At 38.4% G+C, this 20,102-nt stretch carries 17 protein-coding genes; 5 read left to right on the top strand and 12 right to left on the bottom strand.

Annotation, left to right across the window (positions count from 1 at the left end; genetic code table 11):
• The first annotated feature begins 768 nt into the window (after nucleotides 1-768).
• Together IPM47_13930 and IPM47_13925 are read left to right on the top strand one after the other, a co-directional pair.
• Nucleotides 769-3,546 carry a LysM peptidoglycan-binding domain-containing protein gene (locus IPM47_13930; protein QQS27965.1) on the top strand — a complete coding sequence of 926 codons (2,778 nt, stop codon included), beginning with the start codon at nucleotides 769-771 and terminating at the stop codon, nucleotides 3,544-3,546.
• Nucleotides 3,547-3,553: 7 nt separating this feature from the next.
• Nucleotides 3,554-4,309 (top strand): DUF3298 domain-containing protein, encoded by a 756-nt coding sequence (locus tag IPM47_13925; protein ID QQS27964.1) that lies wholly within the window; start codon nucleotides 3,554-3,556, stop codon nucleotides 4,307-4,309.
• A gap of 30 nt (nucleotides 4,310-4,339) precedes the next feature.
• Here IPM47_13925 and IPM47_13920 read toward each other — a convergent pair whose 3' ends face one another.
• The 8 genes from IPM47_13920 to IPM47_13885 all read right to left on the bottom strand — a co-directional run bounded on the left by IPM47_13920 (nucleotide 4,340) and on the right by IPM47_13885 (nucleotide 12,543).
• Complete coding sequence (locus IPM47_13920) at nucleotides 4,340-5,149, bottom strand: hypothetical protein (GenBank protein QQS27963.1); 810 nt, start codon at nucleotides 5,147-5,149, stop codon at nucleotides 4,340-4,342.
• Nucleotides 5,150-5,161: 12 nt separating this feature from the next.
• Nucleotides 5,162-5,758 (bottom strand): sigma-70 family RNA polymerase sigma factor, encoded by a 597-nt coding sequence (locus IPM47_13915; GenBank protein ID QQS27962.1) that lies wholly within the window; start codon nucleotides 5,756-5,758, stop codon nucleotides 5,162-5,164.
• A gap of 138 nt (nucleotides 5,759-5,896) precedes the next feature.
• Nucleotides 5,897-8,194, bottom strand: coding sequence for a TonB-dependent receptor (locus tag IPM47_13910; GenBank protein ID QQS27961.1), 2,298 nt, complete (start codon nucleotides 8,192-8,194; stop codon nucleotides 5,897-5,899).
• Nucleotides 8,195-8,296: 102 nt separating this feature from the next.
• Nucleotides 8,297-8,884, bottom strand: coding sequence for a phosphatase PAP2 family protein (locus IPM47_13905; protein ID QQS27960.1), 588 nt, complete (start codon nucleotides 8,882-8,884; stop codon nucleotides 8,297-8,299).
• Nucleotides 8,885-8,893: 9 nt separating this feature from the next.
• Entirely contained in the window at nucleotides 8,894-9,508 is a 615-nt protein-coding gene (locus tag IPM47_13900) for a Crp/Fnr family transcriptional regulator (protein QQS27959.1), read from the bottom strand.
• A gap of 81 nt (nucleotides 9,509-9,589) precedes the next feature.
• Nucleotides 9,590-10,096 carry a hypothetical protein gene (locus IPM47_13895; GenBank protein ID QQS27958.1) on the bottom strand — a complete coding sequence of 169 codons (507 nt, stop codon included), beginning with the start codon at nucleotides 10,094-10,096 and terminating at the stop codon, nucleotides 9,590-9,592.
• The gene (locus IPM47_13890; GenBank protein ID QQS27957.1) at nucleotides 10,083-11,858 is read right to left on the bottom strand and encodes a long-chain fatty acid--CoA ligase; all 1,776 of its coding nucleotides are present in this window, start codon (nucleotides 11,856-11,858) and stop codon (nucleotides 10,083-10,085) included. Before IPM47_13890 ends, IPM47_13895 begins: the two co-directional genes overlap by 14 nt.
• Before the next feature lie 79 nt (nucleotides 11,859-11,937).
• Nucleotides 11,938-12,543 carry a GNAT family N-acetyltransferase gene (locus IPM47_13885; protein ID QQS31478.1) on the bottom strand — a complete coding sequence of 202 codons (606 nt, stop codon included), beginning with the start codon at nucleotides 12,541-12,543 and terminating at the stop codon, nucleotides 11,938-11,940.
• 748 nt (nucleotides 12,544-13,291) lie between these two features.
• Here IPM47_13885 and IPM47_13880 point away from each other — a divergent pair.
• The 3 genes from IPM47_13880 to trmD all read left to right on the top strand — a co-directional run bounded on the left by IPM47_13880 (nucleotide 13,292) and on the right by trmD (nucleotide 15,683).
• A complete protein-coding gene (locus tag IPM47_13880) occupies nucleotides 13,292-14,095 on the top strand; it encodes a polyphosphate kinase (GenBank protein QQS27956.1) in 804 nt (267 codons plus the stop codon).
• Between the two features lie 84 nt (nucleotides 14,096-14,179).
• Nucleotides 14,180-14,881, top strand: a complete 702-nt coding sequence (locus IPM47_13875; protein ID QQS31477.1) for an ATP-binding cassette domain-containing protein — start codon at nucleotides 14,180-14,182, stop codon at nucleotides 14,879-14,881.
• A 109-nt stretch (nucleotides 14,882-14,990) separates the two neighbouring features.
• Nucleotides 14,991-15,683, top strand: a complete 693-nt coding sequence (trmD, locus tag IPM47_13870) for a tRNA (guanosine(37)-N1)-methyltransferase TrmD (GenBank protein ID QQS27955.1) — start codon at nucleotides 14,991-14,993, stop codon at nucleotides 15,681-15,683.
• A gap of 60 nt (nucleotides 15,684-15,743) precedes the next feature.
• On the opposite strand, the gene IPM47_13865 is transcribed toward trmD, so the two are convergent.
• The 4 genes from IPM47_13865 to IPM47_13850 all read right to left on the bottom strand — a co-directional run bounded on the left by IPM47_13865 (nucleotide 15,744) and on the right by IPM47_13850 (nucleotide 19,952).
• A complete protein-coding gene (locus IPM47_13865) occupies nucleotides 15,744-17,489 on the bottom strand; it encodes a hypothetical protein (protein QQS27954.1) in 1,746 nt (581 codons plus the stop codon).
• A gap of 54 nt (nucleotides 17,490-17,543) precedes the next feature.
• Nucleotides 17,544-18,338 carry a protein phosphatase 2C domain-containing protein gene (locus tag IPM47_13860; protein QQS27953.1) on the bottom strand — a complete coding sequence of 265 codons (795 nt, stop codon included), beginning with the start codon at nucleotides 18,336-18,338 and terminating at the stop codon, nucleotides 17,544-17,546.
• Nucleotides 18,339-18,437: 99 nt separating this feature from the next.
• A complete protein-coding gene (locus IPM47_13855; GenBank protein ID QQS27952.1) occupies nucleotides 18,438-19,118 on the bottom strand; it encodes a hypothetical protein in 681 nt (226 codons plus the stop codon).
• Between the two features lie 42 nt (nucleotides 19,119-19,160).
• The gene (locus IPM47_13850; GenBank protein ID QQS27951.1) at nucleotides 19,161-19,952 is read right to left on the bottom strand and encodes a nicotinamidase; all 792 of its coding nucleotides are present in this window, start codon (nucleotides 19,950-19,952) and stop codon (nucleotides 19,161-19,163) included.
• Nucleotides 19,953-20,102: the final 150 nt, after the last annotated feature.

Here is a 20,102-nt window from a genome sequence, read left to right as displayed (position 1 = left end):
CATTTTGATTTTTGGAATCACCTCCGCATAAGATTCTGAGGCATTTCGGTTTTCGGAATCACCTCCGCATAAGATTCTGAGGCATTTCGGTTTTCGGAATCACCTCCGCATAAGATTCTGAGGCATTTCGGTTTTCGGAATCGCCTCCGCATAAGATTCTGAGGCATTTCGGTTTTCGGAATCGCCTCCGCATAAGATTCTGAGGCATTTCGGTTTTCGGAATCACCTCCGCATTAGATTCTGAGGCATTTCGGTTTTCGGAATCGCCTTAAAGTTAAACTTTGAACCGTTTCGGTTTTCGGAATCGCCTTAAAGTTAAACTTTGAACCGTTTCGGTTTTCGGAATCGCCTTAAAGTTAAACTTTGAACCGTTTTGGTTTTTGGAATCGCCTTAAAGTTAAACTTTGAACCGTTTTGGTTTTTGGAATCGCCTCAAAGTTAAACTTTGAACCGTTTTGGTTTTTGGAATCGCCTCAAAGTTAAACTTTGAACCGTTTTGATTTTTGGAATCGCCTCCGGATTGAATTTTAGTCAAACTAAATTTAATTTAATTCAGCCTTAGCAGTAGCAGTTTCTAAAATCTAAATCCGGGTAATTTTACACGTTTACTTATTCAGGTCTTTAGATAAAATGGAAAGGCGGGTTAAAAAGGAAAGTTTCAGCATTTCAAAAAAACCGGACAGCACCAAAACTTCATTAAAATGTCATTTTTTAACCAAGAAATTGTAAATTTCCCCCTTCATCCGTGATTAGACATTTGACCAAATTATGATACACACTGTATTGCCAAACGAAAGCCTGTTTTCCATCGCCCTTCAATACCAAATTTCGATGGTAGATTTGATGGAAATCAATCAATTATCCAATGGAGTTGTTGTTGCAGGGCAGGAATTGTTGATTCCCGATTCTGTCATCGGTAAAATCAGAATGCGAAGCTTTTCAAACCGTCAAACTTATGTAGTAGCTTCAGGAGATACGCTTTGGGCGATTGCCACAAAGTTTAATGTGGGCGTAGATGCTTTAAAAAAAGAGAACAATCTTACTTCAAATGCGCTGCAAATTGGTCAGGTGCTTCAAATTCCGGACACGTCTTCAACGAATAATAATACAACCACAAATAATCCGATGACCAACAATGTTGGAACTCAGACTATTGTTCATACCGTTGCAGCGGGGGAAAGTTTGTGGAGTATCGCAAAAAAATATGGAGATACTGTGGATGAGGTAAAGTCGCGGAACAAACTGACGACCAATAATTTGTTTATCGGGCAGAAACTGACGATTGCAAATTTGAATGGAATTAACACCGGAGAAAACAGCAATTCAAATTCGGGAGGGCAAATCAATTCAGATCAATGGTACACCGTTAAGGCGGGCGATACGCTTAATCTTATTGCCTTTATTTTCGACACCACAGCCGCAAATCTTCGTCAGTTGAATAATCTGACGAACGATTCACTTAGAGTAGGTCAGCAAATTTTGGTAAAAAAAGCAACGGTTATCAATCCGCCACCTGTTAACAACAATACAAACAACAATAACCCTGCGCCAACCGACAACAACTCCACGCAAAAACCAATCTATTACATAGTTCAGGCCGGTGACGGACTTTGGGGTATTGCAAGCCGTTTCAAAATTCTGATCACAGATTTGCGCCGCTGGAATAATCTGAATTCTGACAATCTGAGTATCGGACAAAAGCTGATAGTTGGATTTAACAACGCCGGCAACGATCATCAAAACGGAAACGATACCCCGGTTACAGATCCGGAGGATGAGGACGTTGAGGTGAATATTCCGGTAAATTCGCCTTTGACCTTTAAATACCTGATAGAAATCAGCGATTCGGTTGGAAATAATGCGGTAAATCTTGCTTCAGATGTTCGGAAAGTGCAGGAACAGTTAAACCGACTTGGTTTTTTATCTTCCATACACTTTAACAATGAGCGTCCGTTTAATGCTGATTCTCAGGCGGTAAACAGTCAGTTCCTCCCTCAAACCATTGCCGCCATTCGCAGTTTTCAGCAAACTGTAATTCCCCAAAGCGGAGTTTCTGACGGTCAAATCAAACCGAAACATGCTTCTTTGATGTTTCTCAACACAACTGTTGTACAACCGGATGCCAACAAATTACAACAGATTTTACAAGCAAGAGCGGGGTTTGTGGTTGAAGAATTTTCTGGCATCCCTTTCCTGCAAAATGGATTGTCAGCCCCTGTCGGAGCGACCAATTTTGGTAATAATCCGGATGATGTTCGTAAAATTCAGCAAAGATTAGAACAATTAAACCTGCTCAAACCAATACCCGCACAGGAATCGCCGCCTTCCGGTTCAACCGATTCCATACCCCCATCAAAGTTGGTAAAAACCATTGAAGCCATCAAAAAATTTCAGGAACAAAGGGTTAAGTTCTGGCGAAATAAACCCGCAATCATCAATTCAACCGAATTTTTAGAAGGAATTACAGGAAAAGATGAGCGCGACCTGACTTTTACCATTCTGAGAGATTACACCGAATACCGGATCATGTTACCTGCTTCGGCATTAAACGGCAACCCAAATGTGGTTTTTAGATCTCATTTTGCAAGCGCATATACCATCAATACCAAAGGGATATCCTATTTTGGACAGGTTTCTCCTGATAAAATATCCTTACAAGAGTTTCAGAGTTTTGGACTTAATGCATCTCAGGCTAAAGCTTTGAAATTTGTATCTGAGCATGAAGGCAAATTTGATGCTCTGAATACTTATGACAAAGCGAATTTTTCTTACGGATTCATTCAGTTTGCCGGAGGAGACGGAGGGTTAGCGCCAATGATGGGGTTAATGAAATATTTATACCCCAAAACTTTTCAAACATGTTTTCAACAATATGGCATTGATGTAGAATTTTCGCTCAATGAAGCTCAGGGGCAGGTTAGTGCTGCCAACTTAACAGTTGTTACAACAGAAGGTCAACTGTTGAGGAGAGTAGAAGCCGAGCAATATTTGAGGGATTCCAAACTTTTGTCTGCGGTATTTGTCAATGCAGCTTATGAAAAAGAAGTCCAGAAAGCACAGATAGAAAGTGCTAAAAGAAAATATATGGTTCCGGCTTTAAACATACGAATCAACCTGAACCTGCTTGTAATTCGTGTTATGGCATCCGGAAGTTCCGGAGTCAGTAATATATATGTCGGCACAGAAGCAGAAAGTTTTAAACGCAAATCAGAATTTTCTACCCTCAAATCACAGGGGAGAATAGTAGAAACTGTTTTGGCGTTGCAAAATCACCCGATCGCTGAAATTATAAGATCCGAAAAAGGAATAACCACACTGATTGACAGTACGGTTAATCAATGGGTAAACAGAACTGCCGCTTATTTTACGTCAGCAATTACCGCTGTTGCATCCGTTGACAATTTAGATACTCTTTCAAAACTCAAAAACATCAATGAACGTAAGGTTTTGGAGCATATCAGCCAAAATGCCGATGATAGAATCAGGCTAAGAACTGCCAATATTCTTGCTGAAACCACTTTAAGCCTAAATAAAAGTAACGCCTGAATTCAGCATGATTAACCATCTCCGTTTTTTTGCAGGTTTTTATTCTTGTTTGTTGGTTCTCCATTTTCTTGTCTTTCTAAATAGCTGCAATTTTGCCGGTTATACCATTCAAACTGTAAGTCTGAATGAAGATCATGTCAATCCGATCTATAAAATAGAAGCTTCTCTGCCAAAGTTAACCGGTCATAACGACTCCATTGTTCAGCAAAAAATAAATGAAGCAGTTGCCTATTATATCCAGTCTCAGATTTTGCAGTTTAAGGAAGATATCAAAATATCACAATCAAACCCGGAACGCAAAGATAAAACCGGTAAAGCCGGAGAGCTGAATATTGAAACTAAAATTGGACTGAAACAAAAAAATCTGGTGTCCATAAAAGTAACTACTTTCTATCGGAATGTAGAAGCCGCATATCCCGAATATCTTGAACACGGATTTACTTTTGATGCCCGAAATGGTGAATTATTGACATTAGATAGAATTTTCCATTCGGAATCTGACTATCTGAATAAACTTTCTGAGTATATAAAACCAAGGATTGCGGAACAAAAAAAAGCATCCGGTTTTCCTGTTGACAGCTTAATGCTCGCAGAAGCTACATTGCCAAACTCAAAAAACTTTAACAACTTTCTTATCTACCAGGACAGAATCACTTTTTTCTTTCCCTATTATCTGATCAGCACGCAAAAACAATCGGATGTTTGGATAGAAATTCCTTATAAAGAAATCAAACCTCTGATTTTGAAACAGTATCGTTGGTAATTAATGCAACAGCAGCTTTTTAGAGAACTGTTAATCTATTTTTTTGAGTAACTCTCCGGCTCTGTCCCAGTGCATTGATTTGTCTGAAACTATTTTTTCTAACAGTTCCTTTGCGAATGGTGTCTGATTGTTTTGCAGGTAGGCTAAAGCAAGATACCAGCTTGCCTGATCTTTTAAGAGGTGATCATATTCAGGTTGCACTAAAACCGTTAGTCTTGAAATGGCTTCGCCGGGTTGTTTCAGTTGCAGATAACTCATGCTTTGCAGCAATTGCGCGTCGGGGTAAATTGCGCTTTGTAAGGGAATAGCGTTTAGATTTTCTATGGCTGTTTTATACTGTTGGTTTTTGTATAATTCAACAGCATTGGTAAATGCTTCCTTTTCTGCATCTGCGGTGTTGCCGCCTGTCCCTCTGATTCCACTCCATTGATTTGTTGTTTCAGTTTCTTTCCATTGCTGCCAGGCCAATTGTCCGGGGTTATCGGAATCTGTGAATTGTTGCCACACAAAATAAGTCCCTACTGCCAACAATAGGATAGCTGCAATCCGGAACAAGAAGTTCCCAAACTTATTCCGGTTGTTTGCCGGGTTAAAAACTATGGTTTCTTTTGTTTCCGCTTGCTTGTTCTTAGCTTCATCAGCAAGCAACTGTTGCCAATGTTGTTTGTGTTTAAATTTTTGCTGAGATTGAAGGGTTAAAACTATATCTGCATGAAGTTGTACTTCTTGGGCAAGCGATTCATCTTGATTTAACTGAGCCTCAAAAGCGTTTTTTTCCTCATCAGTCATTTCGCCGTTTAAGTAAGCCTCGATAGTTTCGTAAAGTTCCTGAGTGTTCATGGTAGTTGGTATTTAATGGCGGTTTCTGATTTTGTTGAATTTATCAATCAACGTCTTTTTACATTGATATTTTGCTGCTCTGATAGTGTCATAATTGTTATAACCCAATGAAATTTGCAAATCCTTCAAGGGTATATTGTTGATTAAATAACCTTCGAGCAATTTTTTACATTGTTCTCCCAAATTTCCAAATGCCCGGATTATCGCCTGAATGTTTTGTTCCTTATCCGTAGCTCCTTCAAATTCAAATTCTTCCTCTTCGTCCGATTGATTGGTTATCTTGGTTAAAAATTCGGCAACATCTTTTTCATCAACCGAAGCTTTTACCATTTTTTGTTCTTTTTGTTGGAGTTTCAACCAAAGATTCCGGGCAATTGTAAAAATATATCCATTCAGATTGGTTGCACTTTGGATTTTCCCTTGTAATAATTGGTTTCGTAACACCCAAAAAGATTCCATAAACAAGTCTTCGGCATCGGCTTCCGACTGAGTTAGTTTGGTTAGCTGAACTTTGCAAACAGGATATGAACTCAAAAAAATCTGATCTAAAACCTGCTCGTTTCCATTTTGCAATGCTTTTACCAATTCTTGTAACTCTTGTTCAGTCATAGCTATTGAGTAAATATAAAATGGAGTGAAAAGTGAATATCCTTTCTAACTTTTTTAAACGATTCAATAAAAATCAGGAACCGGGAAATCGTTTTTAACCAAAAAGGATAATATCGGCAGACAGAATGATTAAATTGATTACAACTTAATCTTGTATTGCAGGGTAATATTGGCAGGGGCATCCATCAATCCGGGACGCAAAGCATATTCCAGATTAAAAATATTCTTTCCAATCAGGGCAACCGTGGAATGATCATCTATTTTGTAAGCCAACCGGGCATCCGACACCCAGATACCATTATCATGTTTTGCCCTGAATTCTTCAAGCCCCTGAATAAAAATATTGAACACGTTGTCAATCTTATCCATAAAACTGTTGTAAGAACAACTGTAACCAATGGTAAATCTTTTTAAATCAGTTTCAATATCAAACCTTGCCGTATTTCTGAAACGATAGCGCAGAATGCTGTTTTGCAAGGAATCGACTCCACCGACACTCTGAAAAAGATTGCTTAAATAGGGGCCTATTCTCCGTTGTAAAGTATCTGATTCCAAATCACCGGGATAATTAAAGGTATATCCTCCCCATAATCTTAGGGGTAAGCCGGCAAATTTTCCTTCTCCGTTTAACCCCAGTTCCCAGCCGGCAATGCGGGTATTTCCTGAGTTTTGTGTTTGAAAACCAATTTTTCCATCTACATTGGTAAGTACAAACTCCGTCATATTCTGATATTCGGTCCAAAACAAAACAGCATCAAACGTTCCTTGCCAGTCGCCGAGTTTAAGCCCTTGTTTTATTCCCAACTCAGCATTCCATCCTTGTTCGGGCAATAATTCCGGATTTGGAAAAATATTCAGCAATCCTTCCAAATCTTCCTGAATGAATCTTTCGACCAAATTAGGAGAGCGGTAACCCTGTCCGAATGAAGCCCTCAGAAAAGTAGATTTAGCCAGTTCATAATTCAATCCAAACCTGAAAACAACGGGAGTATTGGTCTGAAGTGTGTCTAACAAAACATCCACCGTATTGGTCTCATATCGCAATCCACCCACAATGCTGAGTTTTTTTATTTTCTGTTCCGCCTGAAGATATCCGGCAAAACCATAGGTGTTGATGACCAAATCTTCATCTTTGTAAATACTGCTGAACCCGTTAAAATAGTTTCCTACAATTCCTCCGGTAACGACAAGACCAAACTGAAAATTTTTCTGCAACTGATACTCGCCAAACATGGTATTAGAAACTGTTGTCGGTTCCATTCTTGCATTGTACCGCGTAACGCGGTAATACCTCGTTTTTACGCGATGAGTCAATCCTTTCGGGGATATATAATTGAGATAAGGATCCACATTTATCAAGGAATAACGGTCGTAAGCCTCACCCCCAAAAGCAAAGAAGGCTGCGGAGTCCGCATTTTGCCAGATAAAAAAGCGGCCATATTTCTGTAACATGGTATTCGCATTAACCCCAAGTGTTAATCCATCATTTTGGGGATGGCGATATCTCGATTTGAAGTTGATCCGGATTTGTTTGGTGTCGCCTTCCCGTTGATAACTTTCCATCAGGCTGCCGTTAATGCCGGTAACAAAATCCCATTGTCCTTTTTTCTCCCTGTGCGAAAAAAACAAGCCGGTAAAATTGGGCTGCTCCACTGAATTCCACCATTTGGCTCTTTTGTTTCTTGGGTTAAAGTAAATCCCCTGATACAAAGTAAGTTTTGTTTCAGGTTTTGATTTGGCAAAACCCGTTCGAACATTGATGACCCCATTCAAGGCAGATGAACCATAAACTACGGATGCAGCACCTTTTAATACTTCTATTTGTTCGGCATTTTCCATGGGGATAAAATCCCATCTCACTTCACCGTAATCTCCGGTTACTAAAGGCATATCATCCACTAAAACCTGAACTCTTGTTCCGGTTCCGTAAGCATAGCCGCTACCTCCCCGTACACTTGCCTGCCCGTCAATTACATTGACCCCGGGCACTTTTACGACAGCTTCTGCTAAATCGCGGACATTTGTATTTTCGACTACGTAGTTTTTAATTACATCTATAGAAACGGTCTCTTCTGCAAGCCTTTTCTGATATTGACTCGCACTGACTACGATTGCATCGAGATCTGTTTTGCGTTCTCCTAATGCTATGTCTAAGATAATGACAGAATTAGGGGACAGGGTAATTTGTTTGGATACTTCTCTATACCCGACATAGCTGAATTTGATGGTGTGTTTACCCGGTTCAAGTTTCAGTTCATACTGTCCGTTCAGGTCGGTTGTAGTTCCTCTGCCGGCTTGTCCATTTTGAATGCTGGCACCAATCAGTGTTTCTCCGGTTTGCTCGTCTGATATAGTGCCTTTAACGATAGCTTCTTGTCCGTATAAAAATTGAGCAGATATTAGAAGGGTTAGAAAAGCGTGTAAAAAAGCCTTCATGTAAAATGATGAGTAAATTCTAAGAAAAATTTCCGCAAAGTTACCTAATTAACATTTTATAAGTTGGATTTTTTATCAAATACACTGTCATATTTTCCTGAATCAGGAAGGAAACAACGCTATTTTTTGATATGAAATATAAAACTTCGCCATACGCAAGGTTAAATATCCAATAATCATTCCCAAAAATGCCCCACAAATCACATCCGAAGGGAAGTGAACACCTACATAAACCTGGCCATAAGCTATGGTTGCAGCCCATATTAAAAGTATAAGTAGCAAGCGCGGAAATTCAGGCTTTAGCAGGTTGCCTATTAAAACTGCGACAGCAAAATGATTGGTGGCATGGGCAGATACAAAACTTTTACCACTACCACAGGGCACCAACAAACGGATGCTTTCGATAAGCTGGGGTACTTTACATGGTCGCATTCGTGGCAATAGTGATTTTATAACTCCTGCGCTTATCTGATCGCTGACAACCACGGTTAATACCAGAAAAATAACGATTACCGCGGTTGTTTTCAGGGAATAATTATGCAATAAAAAGGTAAGAAAAAACAGGTAAAGTGGTGCCCAAAAATATTGGCTTCTCCAAACAGGAACGATTACATCGAGAATAGCACAATGCCATTGCCCATTCATTAAACTGAACAAATAATAATCAAGATAAATCAGATTTTCAAACATGCCGGTCTGTTACGAAACGAAATAAATTTTTCGTTTGATGATTTTAAAGTTTCCTTTGGTTTCCATGTGTTTAATCTTTCGGATAACTGTTTCAACTCGCAGTCCGGTTAAATCTGCAATTTGTTGTCTTGTCAGTGGCAGGGGATTGGCAAACATTTTACCACTCGAGGCATGTTTAGTCATCTTATGTTTAAAATAATCTAAAACGGAAATTATTCTTTCGTCCGGATCTTCACAGGTAATCGTTTTAAGCATAAAAGATTTGTATTGCAGTCTTAAACTCAAGATCCGGGTTAGTTGATAAAAAATATCAAAATGGTCTTTGAGTAAGTCAATAAAATGATGTTTGCGCAGCACCCATAGTTTTACCGGAGAAACAGATATTGCTGAAGCAGGATAGGGGAAATCTCCGAACAAAGCAGGTTCGCCAAAACTTTCACCTTCAGCAAACAAACCTTGTATAAAATCACTCCCATCCCCATAATTTGTCATTTTCACCAAACCATTGCTCACTTGATAATAATTATAAGCGACAGTGCCTTCTGAAAAAATGACCGTATCTTTTTCGTATTCGGTTAGCTTTGCTCCATATTTTTCTAAAATTTCAGGGGGAACTAATATCATTGTCAGGTAAATAAGTAGTATAAAATATTGGACGTTTTGTAAAGTTACAGGTGCTTATTTTTAAGGTGTTTGAATGAAAATCTATTCCTTTTTTACCGTGCTTGCAGCATCTAAATGCATCACAAGTTCAAAAACCGGGGTTTCCGGTTCCGGTGCTTCGGCATCTGTGGTTCTTTTGTACACTACAATTTGATTGTTTTCTGTTGCTGCATAATATATCTGCAACAACCCTGCCCAATAACCCTGTACAGCCGTGATTGCCTCTTTTGGTACTGCGTAATGAGGTTGTTCAAATTCGGTTCGGGGCAGTTTTTGAAACTCGCCTATTCCCCGCGAGGCTTTGTATTTAACACCTTTGTAAATCAGATAAATAGTAGTATTCGGTGTTCCGGAATCATCTTCTTTGGTTTCAAAATGCCAGTCAAAAGCAGTCGTATCTATGGCGATAGCCGGTTCTGTTTTGTCGGGTTGTTGGGTTGTTTTGGGATGATGTTGATTGTCAACCGGGGTTTGCTGGCACGATACAATTCCCGCAAACACAACAAACAACACGAGAAAAAACAGGGTAGGGGAGTTAGGATTCGGCATACATGTTTTCAATTTCGTTGGCAAATTTCTGCATGATTGCCCTTCGTTTCAGTTTCATGGTAGGGGTTAGTTCTCCGGTGTCTATTGTCCATTCATCGGTGAGAAGCGTAAACTTTTTGATTTGCTCGATATGGCTGAAATAGGCATTATAGTTTTGAACCGTTTGCTCAAATTTTTCTTTCACCTTTGGATGTAAGAGCAATTCTTTATTGGATGCTGCTTCAACATGATGTTCTTTTGCCCATTCTTTGAGTGAAGGGAAGGCAGGAACAATTAAAGCGGAGACAAACTTTTTACCTTCGCCTACCACCATAATTTGCTCAATCAAAAAATCCTGCTTAAACATGGTTTCAATCGGATTGGGTGCGACATATTTACCCCCCGATGTTTTGAGCAATTCTTTTTTGCGGTCGGTAATTTTTAAAAATTCATATCCATGATTGCCTTTTACCATTTCTCCGATGTCGCCGGTGTGAAACCAGCCGTCTGAGTCTATCACTTCGGCTGTGGCTTCGGGTTTATTGTAATATCCCATCATAATATTGGGGCCTTTGGCAAGGATTTCACCATCGGCAGCAATTTTCAAACTTACCCCTTCAACAGCAGGGCCAACCGTGCCTAACAAGGCTCCGTGTTTGGTGAAACGGCTGATGGTTAATGCCGGGGAGGTTTCGGTTAAACCATAACCTTCGCGGATAGGGATGCCGGCGGCAGAAAATACCCTCGCCATTTTAACCGGACATGCCGCCGAACCGGTAATGATGCCTTTTACATTTCCGCCTAAGGCATCACGCCATTTGCTGAATATCAGTTTGTCGGCAATCGCCCATTGAATTTTCTCAAAAAATCCCAACTGCTGATCGTATTCGTAATGATCGGCGAGGCTTAATGCCCAGAAAAACAATTTCTTTTTAACCCCGGTAAGCGCATGTCCTTTGTGATATATTTTTTCATAGACTTTTTCGAGCAATCGGGGTACTGTGGTAAAAAAATGGGGTTTGACTTCTAACAGATTTTCACCCAATTTTTCAACGTTTTCAGCATAAGTAATGGTTACGCCAATTGTTTGATAACCATAAGACACCATGCGCTCAAAAATATGACAGAGCGGTAAAAAGCTCAATGCCTGATTTCCGGCTTCTAAGGGAATATACTGAATACTCGACTTGATATTGCTGATAATATTCTGATGCGACAACATGACCCCCTTTGGATTGCCCGTTGTGCCGGAAGTGTAAATGATTGTCGCCATATCTTCGGGCTTTATTCCCGCCTTAATGGACTCAACTTCCGACAAATCTCCTTCCTCAAATATTTCTTCCCAATTTTTTACCTGATCTACTTTATTGAAGGAATAAATATCTATTAAGGAAGGAACCTGTGGCTGTGCAGTTCTTACTTTTCTGACCAATACCTCTCCATCAACAAAGCTGTATTTAACCTCCGCATCGTTAAAAATATATTCATATTCACGAGGGCTGATAGTGGGATAGACCGGAACATTGATTACCCCGATTTGTTGCATTCCCATATCCATGATGTTCCACTCTGGACGATTGGAAAACGACATCATGGCGATTTTGTCTCCGGGCTTTAACCCCAGTTTCAACAAGCCAAGGCTGACTTTATTAATCTGACTTATCAGTTCTGAAGTGCTGTAATGATGCCAACTTCCGTTTGTTTTTCCACCGATACTTTTTTCTAAAGGGAATTTTTCCAGTTGGTAATAAGGAATATCAAAAAGACGGGTAAAGTTTTGCATAGTTCGGAAAGCTTGATTTATTCAATAAAATATCGCCCCCGAAAGGTAGGAAAACATTCTGTTTTGCACAAATTTGCTGTTATAAGTCTTTCCGGCTCTCCAGTTTTTTTACCCAAAAAACCAGCGATTTTTCAGTTTCCTGTTGCTCATCAAGGTCTTTCCAACTCATTTTACAGATAAGTTCCGGATGTTTTACAAATCCCTCTTGTTGCCAAAAACTATCTAATGGCAGGTAACTATGCGGGCGAAGCGGGTGATTTTCAGGTCTGATTACCGAACAAAAGCAAGTGTATTCTGCACCATAAGCAACTGCTTTAGAAGCTCTGTGATTAAAAAATGCTTTTCCGATTCCCTTTCCCCGGTAAGGTTTTGAAAGTACGGACTCTCCGTAATAAAACATTTTGTCAATGCGGTATTGAGAGGTTAAAAATGGCTCAATTACATTGGCAGTTTCATGTTTCAAAGGCAATGCGGTGGATGCTCCGATAACTTTACCGTCATCAAAAGCAATTACCAAAATGGAATCCGGCGCTTTAAAAAAAGTCTGCAAATATTGTCGCTCGTAATCAATATCGCCTTCATATAAATAAGGAAACTCCCTGAATACGGTTATCCGCCAAAAGGCTAAATCATTAAGGTACTCCTCCACCTGATTTCCGGTACAGGATTTCACAGAAATTGCCATGACTTTTTTTGCGGCTAAGGTAGTCATCTGCCCAAAGATGTTTACATGCTTTGATGTTTTAATTAAGAATATTGTGAAATTAAGGTTGTGCAGCTCGTTAATGTTGAAGTGCGATGCCCTTTTGATGTAGTGCAGTTTACATTCAACTTCAAAAAAGTATCGTACTACTTCAAAATTGAATCGTACAACCTCAAATGTGCTAAGCACTTTTGCGAAACCGCTCATCACTTTAGCAAATTAGTATCGCACTACTTCAAATCTGCTCATGGATTTAGCAAACCGAAGTTGCACGACCTCAAAGCTTTGTCGCACTTAAACAAATTTGATTCGCACTACTGCAAAGCCGAGTCGCACGTAAACAAATTCGATTTGCACTATTGCAAAGCCATGTCGCACTTAAAAAAATGCAGCAAAAAAATTTAGAAAAACATCCCTCCAATCCCTTCTAACCGGTATTTACGTCAACAGACAGAAGCGGAGAGGTCTTGTTTCAGGTTAAACTTGGATGGCAATTGAGTAGATTAAGCAAGCCAAAACAATGCCGACGGGAAAAATTGGAATGATTTGAAAATTTCTTTACAGGTTAAAGGAGAATCCTGAAGTACCTGAAAGAGGATTGCGGGAAATGTTCAGGATTTAGCGTTTAAAATTTAAGGCCAGCGGTTAAAACTTTAGGCCAATCAATAATAAATCAGAATATTTTTTGCAGTTTTGCCTGTTTTTAACAACATAAATCCATCAATTGTCCATGAAAACTTATGATTTAGATAAAATTTCGACCTTACCGCCCAAAGAGTTGAATAAAGAAGACATAAAACAAGAAGCAATTGAACTGCAGGAAGAGCTTGCCGACCTTCAAAACATGATGTTTGCCGAAGGGAAATGGGCGGTGTTGGTCGTTTTGCAAGGCCCTGATGCAAGTGGAAAGACCGGAGCTGTTAAGGCATTTACCGAAGTACATCCGATGGGTATAAATGTGAGGAGTTTTAAAAAACCAAGTTCCGAAGAATTATCACACGATTATTTATGGCGGGTGCATCAAAAAACACCGGCAAAAGGATTGATTCATATTTTTGACCGCTCTCATTATGAAGATGTTTTGATAACGCGGGTAAATGGTTGGATAGACGATGAAACTGCTCATCAAAGGTTCCGGCACATCAACGATTTTGAAAGACTATTGAAAGATTGCGGGACAATTGTCCTTAAATTTTACCTACATGTGCAAGAAGAAGAACGGCAAAAAAGATTTTTTGAACGCCTGACCGAACCTAAAAAAAACTGGAAATACAGCCCCGAAGATTTGGTGATTTTCAATCAGTGGCCGGAATATAAAAAAGCGTATGAAAATGTACTTGCGCACTGTGGTGAAGATAATCCTTGGACAATCGTTCCCTCTGATAAAAATTGGTATAAAGAGTATTTAATTGCCAAAACTACGGTAGAAGCCATGCGAAAACTCAATATGAAATACCCCAAAACAGAAATTGACATGAACAATCCGCATGTTCAGGAATTGTTCAGAAAATTTGGCAATAAAAAAGAGGATTAACCTTTTTTTGTCCTGTCATATCCAATTAACCCGATTAATAAAATTTTGGAAAATTTGCAACATAATACCGATAATACGACTGAATTGCCAAATCTTTCCCCAAAGGGCAAAGAGGTAATCCTGTTGAGCGATGCCATCATTTATCAAAATCAGAACCCGGTTTTGAACAATGTCAACCTCAGCATCACAGAAGGTGAATTTGTTTACCTCATTGGCAGGACAGGAACCGGTAAAAGCAGTTTGCTAAAAACCCTGTATGCCGATTTGCCCTTAAAAACAGGAACCGGTATAATAGCGGGCTTCGACCTCAAACGTTCCAATTGGAGAACAGTGCCTTATTTAAGAAGAAAATTGGGCATTGTTTTTCAGGATTTTCAATTACTCATGGACAGAAATGTGGACGATAACCTTCGATTTACCTTAGAAGCAACTGACTGGAGAGACGAAAAAGAGATTGACGAGCGAATTAAAATTGTGTTGTTGAATGTAGGCATCATTCAAAAACGATATGCCATGCCTTATCAGTTATCCGGAGGTGAACAACAAAGAGTGGTAATTGCACGAGCCTTGCTCAACAACCCCGAACTTATCCTTGCAGACGAACCAACCGGAAATCTCGACCCGCAAACGTCGGAGGAAATTATACGGCTGCTGTATAGTATAAATCAAGTGGCAAAAACTACCGTATTAATAGGAACTCACGATTTAGTTACTTTAAACAAGTTCCCTTCCCGTATAATTACCTGTAAAGACGGCAAACTGCTCGAAGGTAATTTTATGACCTGAAAACCTGAAAGAATAAAGCGATATAAAATTTAGTATAGTTTTCCCGTCATCTTTATCCGGAGCTATTTTTCTGGATGATGTGATTTAAACTGAAACTTCTTCCTTTGCCATGCAGATTGATATTATTACGGTATTACCCGAACTTTTAGAGAGCCCGTTTCAACATTCTATCTTAAAACGTGCCGAAACAAAGGGATTGATAACCATTAAAACACATCAATTGCGCGATTATGCCATCAACCAGTACGGACAGGTTGACGATTATCAATATGGCGGAGGGGCAGGAATGGTCATGATGATAGAACCGATTGACCGTTGTATCCAATCTTTAAAAGCGCAAAAGCACTACGATGAAGTCATTTATCTAAGCCCCGACGGAGAACTGCTTACCCAAAAAATCGCAAACCGGTTATCGCTTTGCAACAACATTATATTATTGTGTGGTCATTACAAAGGGGTGGATGAACGGGTAAGAGAACATTTGATTACAAAAGAAATTTCTATTGGTGATTATGTGCTTTCAGGCGGAGAATTAGCAGCAGCAGTTTTGGTGGACAGTATTGGACGATTGATTCCGGGGGTATTAAACAATGAAACCTCGGCATTGGAAGATTCTTTTCAGGACGATTTAGTAGCTCCTCCCGTTTATACCCGTCCGCCGGATTATAATAATTGGCGGGTGCCTGAAGTTTTATTGTCAGGGCACGAAGCAAACATCAAACAATGGAGGTTTCAGGAATCTCTTATCAGAACAAAGATTCGCCGTCCGGAAATGTTCAAAAAGTGGAACGAGCAAACTTAGCCTCCACAGTTTTAGTTTAGGAATTCCCTTTCCAAAAATTTGCTCGTTTCATAAACGGGTTCATTTTACAGGTTTGTTTAACAAGATTAATTTTCCGTTAGTACAAAGGCAAACTATGCCTGCATGACTATAGTACAATTGATCAGTTTCAGAAAGTTCGAAACAGTCAATTGTTTCAATTATGGAGAAATCTTCAGTTCTGCGAATGATTAATTGATTGTCATCAGGCTCGAAAATGATTCCATCTTCTTTGGTCGAAGGTAAATATGCAAAATGCTTCATCCCTGAAACAACCCCATGTTTAATATTTAGATTTAATTGTAATTGTCTGATACTAAAGTAGGTAGAATTCAAGGCGGTTTCGTGGTTATCTGAGTTTGAAAAATAGCTAATTAGTCCATGATTGTTATTGTTCATGATTGAATGAATTGGAAAAGGGCAAAATACGGTTGATAGTGTATTTCCGGAATGGTAAAAAACAAATCTTTTACCACCGACTATCTGCCACATCGAATTGTTGTGTATATGAATGCCTTGTCCGAAAACTGGAATTTGATGAACCTCGACAAATTCTCCGCTTATTTTGTCCAAATGAACCAGCTTTAAATAGTTGGTTTCAACTACTGCCAGCAAATTTGGAAAGCAAACAAACCTTGCATCTTTACTCAAAACGACATTGGTTAAAAAGGTGATCTGGTTATTAGAAATAAGATAACCGAGGTTTTCACCCTTTCTTACAACGATGTTGCGATTCGTAGCAAAAACTTCATCAGCCAAATTGCGGGGAATTTTATTGACAATTTTGGGAAATCCCCTTTGAGACAGGTCAAAAATTATCCATTGAAGGTTGGTTTTCAAAGCTCCCTTTTGAGTTGTATTGCTCCATTCTACAGGTATTTCACCGGGTAATAGTTCGTATAGATTTTTTATTTCGAGAGCATGATTGGGGAGAGTGGTAGTAGGAGTTGTATTTTTAAACCTTTGATTTACATTTGATGAGGCGACACCATTCAAATCAATCGGTTTTCTTAATCCTTTATAAAACATAGCTTCAAATTGATTAAATAATTGAGAATCAGTAATCGGTTGGTAGCATTTTGGAATAGTGATACTATGTTGATTAGAAAAAACAGGAATTTGGTGGATCATTCGCTTCCTTAAGGTTGGAAAAGAGGGCAATACCCCTTTGAATGGATGTAGATAGGTAAGCAGTTGAAACAACAAAACTCCAAATGCAAACCAATCGCTTTCCTGACTGACAACACCATTGTAATAATAATCTCTGATTTCGTCATACAAAACTCCGGAATGGGATTTTACCTGAGTGCCATAAGAATCAACATCTATGAATTTTACATCGTCATTAACCCTGTTAACTAAAATGTTAAAACCGCTCAAATCGCCGATGATAATATGCTTTTTATGTGCCAGTTTAATAGCTGCCTGTATATCTGCTGCAATTTTAAGTTTCCTTCTTTCAGAAATCTGATCTTTCCTGCAAAAAGGTTCACTAAACAAAGTGCATAACGGAATGTAATCCTGATTTAAGTACGGCATTAGAAATCCAAGAGTTTTTCCGGTTATACTATCTTTGATTAACTCTGTTGGCTTCACAAAAAAATCTTTGTCTAAAACAGATAGCGCTTTAATTTGGGAATCTGAAATGACATTCTTTTCATCTAAATATATTTTTGCTACCGTGTTTGGAAGTTCCGAAACCAATAAAATTTTCCCTTCTCCACCTCTGTGAATTTCATGAATATCCTCTAAAGTAATTTGAGTTCCATGTTGGGTGATGGCGTTCATATTAAGAATACTTTTTTCTTATAAAAAATTAATAACCTAATTAAAACTTGAAATTTAGCAGCTTTTAAATCGAACTATGGCAAGATCATCAGCAGGTTGTAGACCGTATTTTTGGTGTAGAATATTGCATTTACGGGACAACATAGCCATGGAGGTTGATAAATAATTATCAGTTAAAAAATAGGGGAGAACCAACTCAGAATTATCTGAAGCAGGTTCTTCGAAGCTTTTAAAACTCAAGATTCCATCAGTTGAAATGGAAAATTCTCTAACATTTTCAGCCTTCAAAATTTGACTGTTCAAATAAAGTTGAAGATTATCTTCATCGTCTGATAGGTGATAGACAGGGTAATCCGGTTGATTTTGTTGGTCAAAAATGCTTATCTTATCTTGAATACTAACCACCCCATCCCCCAAAACAGAGACCCATAAATTGCCTTCTTTCCATACTGATAAAATTAAAGTACTCAATAATTCGTCTTGTGAAAGCCTAAGTTGTTCTTTGACTTGTTTTAGTTCAACCATGAATTGTGAAATCACTTTTTTCCCAATACAATCAAATAAGAAGTTCTCGTTAAAAGAATTTTCTTTTAAAATTTTTCGTATTAACTTACAGGTAAGTGAAGAAGCAACCTGAGAATCAATACCCCCCGAACAACCGTCGGCAACCACTGAAAAAAATAGATTCGCTTTGGTCAAATATGTTAAAAAGGAATCCTGACAATGTAAAGTATGAGTGGTACCTTTTTGTAGCGTGGTATAAAATCTTTGTGAATTCATATTTTTAGCATTATTAATGATAAAAAAATTTATGACATAATAGTTGCATTCTGTGTTGTATATAAACACAGTTGTTTTGTATTAATTATAAAGTTTCTAAAAAGCAATAGAATCCAAAATCACAAAAAACCCGTGAAGTAGCATGCTTCTTCACGGGTTAGGTAAATTCTAAAAATTGACGTTGGTATTAGCAACCGAACTTGAAATTGAACGGCTGATAAATCCAATCATTTTTTTGATTTCAGTTCCTGTTGCACCAACTTGAGCTAAATGTTGAATACCCATTTCCTGTTTTGCCTTGGTGAAAGAAGCTGAATCTCCAACTCCAAACAATACGGTTACAAATGAAAAGGCATTGCGTTCATTGCCCAAAATTTGATTGAGCATTTTATTTACTACATTGGCCTGATTTTTCGATCGGTTGTCTTCTCCGTCAGTAATGATAAACAGCAAAGTTTTTGTTGTTACACCGGAAGCTTCCAGATTATTCCGGTAATCGGTTGCTAATTTCAATCCCATTAGGGTGGCATCATATAATGCAGTTCCTCCACCATAGGGTTTAAATTGAAAATCATGAACTTGATTGATAGGTTGAAACCCGCTTTTGACTTTTACATTTTCGTTAAACTCAATAACAGAAACCAATAACCGGTCAGCGATATGTGATTGTTGCATAGTTACTGCAAAATCATTTAAAGCATGGTTGAGTTCATGAATATACCCACTGACAGAAGGAGAAACATCAACAACAAATACAGCATTTACTGTATCATCTACCTGAATATCTTCCGGATTAAAATTATTGAAACTTAGGTTAAAGTCGAGATCCTGAACAAGTATGTCTTGCATGGTAAGTAAATTTTAAATTGTTTAAAAAAGGGTTTTACATGGTTAGTCTAAAACAATATCATTTGCAAAGGCAAAACGGATACCTTGTTTTCTGGCAGCTTCATATATTGGAGTTCCTAAGTGTCCTAATCCTGGAACATCGGACATAATGTCTTCAATAACTACTAATTTAGAAGCAAGTCCGGGAGCAAAATCCATCACTTGTTTCAAGCTTGTTGCAACACAATGCGATTTTGCTTCGCCTGCAAGAAATACTTGTTGATAATTTTCAAGTGTATGGATTAGGTTTTGGTTTAGTTGAGTTTCAGGACGATCAGGCACTGGGATTTGTGCCATAAAAATTCCAAAATGTTCGGTTAATGGGTATGTTCCTTTTGTAACTGCCTGATACCACTTACCAGCACGAGTCCAATTTATGAGTGCATTCATTAAATCATCGTGTAAAGCAGCTCCTTTTGACCCAATTAAACAATGTTCTGGCCAAATAAAATGAGGGAATTGCCCTTGAGCTTCTAATGCTGCAACATATTTGATAGATTCCTGTGGTGAAAATCTGGGTGCCCATTTTCCTGAATTTATGTCGGCAGAAGTAATTTGAGTAAATGGGGGAGGAAAATTACCATCTTTATCCATCCAAAAAGATGGATGAGAAATATCATTTACAGGATGAGAATCTAAGGTTATGCAGATGTGGTCAATAAAAAGACTGTTTTTGCCGATAAACTTGTTTAACTTATGCATGTCTTTTTCTGCACCAGGTACATACAAAGCGCCATTAGGATGACAAAAATCATACTGCGCATCAATAACTAAAAGAGCATTTTTCTTTCTCATGGTTGATTTGTTTTTGTTTTTAAATAAGGTGTACTAATTACACTTAGCTAAACCAATTCTGAATTAAAAAAGTTCGTGTAATTTTTACACATTTCAAAACTTTATTTATGCCATATATAAACCACTCTATCTTAATAATTTGGAAAGAAT

Source organism: Sphingobacteriales bacterium (genome assembly GCA_016700115.1).
Lineage (GTDB): Bacteria > Bacteroidota > Bacteroidia > Chitinophagales > UBA2359 > UBA2359.
The sequence above is the reverse complement of the archived record's forward strand: the minus strand, read 5'-3'. Positions and strand labels throughout refer to the sequence as shown.

Excerpts from the sequence above, each read along its gene's own strand:
- IPM47_13885 (QQS31478.1), bottom strand. The coding sequence starts at position 12,543 with ATGGCAATTTCTGTGAAATCCTGTACCGGAAATCAGGTGGAGGAGTAC.
- IPM47_13865 (QQS27954.1), bottom strand. The coding sequence starts at position 17,489 with ATGAACGCCATCACCCAACATGGAACTCAAATTACTTTAGAGGATATT.
- IPM47_13930 (QQS27965.1), top strand. The coding sequence starts at position 769 with ATGATACACACTGTATTGCCAAACGAAAGCCTGTTTTCCATCGCCCTT.
- IPM47_13915 (QQS27962.1), bottom strand. The coding sequence starts at position 5,758 with ATGACTGAACAAGAGTTACAAGAATTGGTAAAAGCATTGCAAAATGGA.
- IPM47_13900 (QQS27959.1), bottom strand. The coding sequence starts at position 9,508 with ATGATATTAGTTCCCCCTGAAATTTTAGAAAAATATGGAGCAAAGCTA.
- IPM47_13910 (QQS27961.1), bottom strand. The coding sequence starts at position 8,194 with ATGAAGGCTTTTTTACACGCTTTTCTAACCCTTCTAATATCTGCTCAA.
- IPM47_13850 (QQS27951.1), bottom strand. The coding sequence starts at position 19,952 with ATGAGAAAGAAAAATGCTCTTTTAGTTATTGATGCGCAGTATGATTTT.
- IPM47_13890 (QQS27957.1), bottom strand. The coding sequence starts at position 11,858 with ATGCAAAACTTTACCCGTCTTTTTGATATTCCTTATTACCAACTGGAA.
- IPM47_13855 (QQS27952.1), bottom strand. The coding sequence starts at position 19,118 with ATGCAAGACATACTTGTTCAGGATCTCGACTTTAACCTAAGTTTCAAT.
- IPM47_13880 (QQS27956.1), top strand. The coding sequence starts at position 13,292 with ATGAAAACTTATGATTTAGATAAAATTTCGACCTTACCGCCCAAAGAG.
- IPM47_13925 (QQS27964.1), top strand. The coding sequence starts at position 3,554 with ATGATTAACCATCTCCGTTTTTTTGCAGGTTTTTATTCTTGTTTGTTG.
- trmD (QQS27955.1), top strand. The coding sequence starts at position 14,991 with ATGCAGATTGATATTATTACGGTATTACCCGAACTTTTAGAGAGCCCG.
- IPM47_13920 (QQS27963.1), bottom strand. The coding sequence starts at position 5,149 with ATGAACACTCAGGAACTTTACGAAACTATCGAGGCTTACTTAAACGGC.
- IPM47_13895 (QQS27958.1), bottom strand. The coding sequence starts at position 10,096 with ATGCCGAATCCTAACTCCCCTACCCTGTTTTTTCTCGTGTTGTTTGTT.
- IPM47_13905 (QQS27960.1), bottom strand. The coding sequence starts at position 8,884 with ATGTTTGAAAATCTGATTTATCTTGATTATTATTTGTTCAGTTTAATG.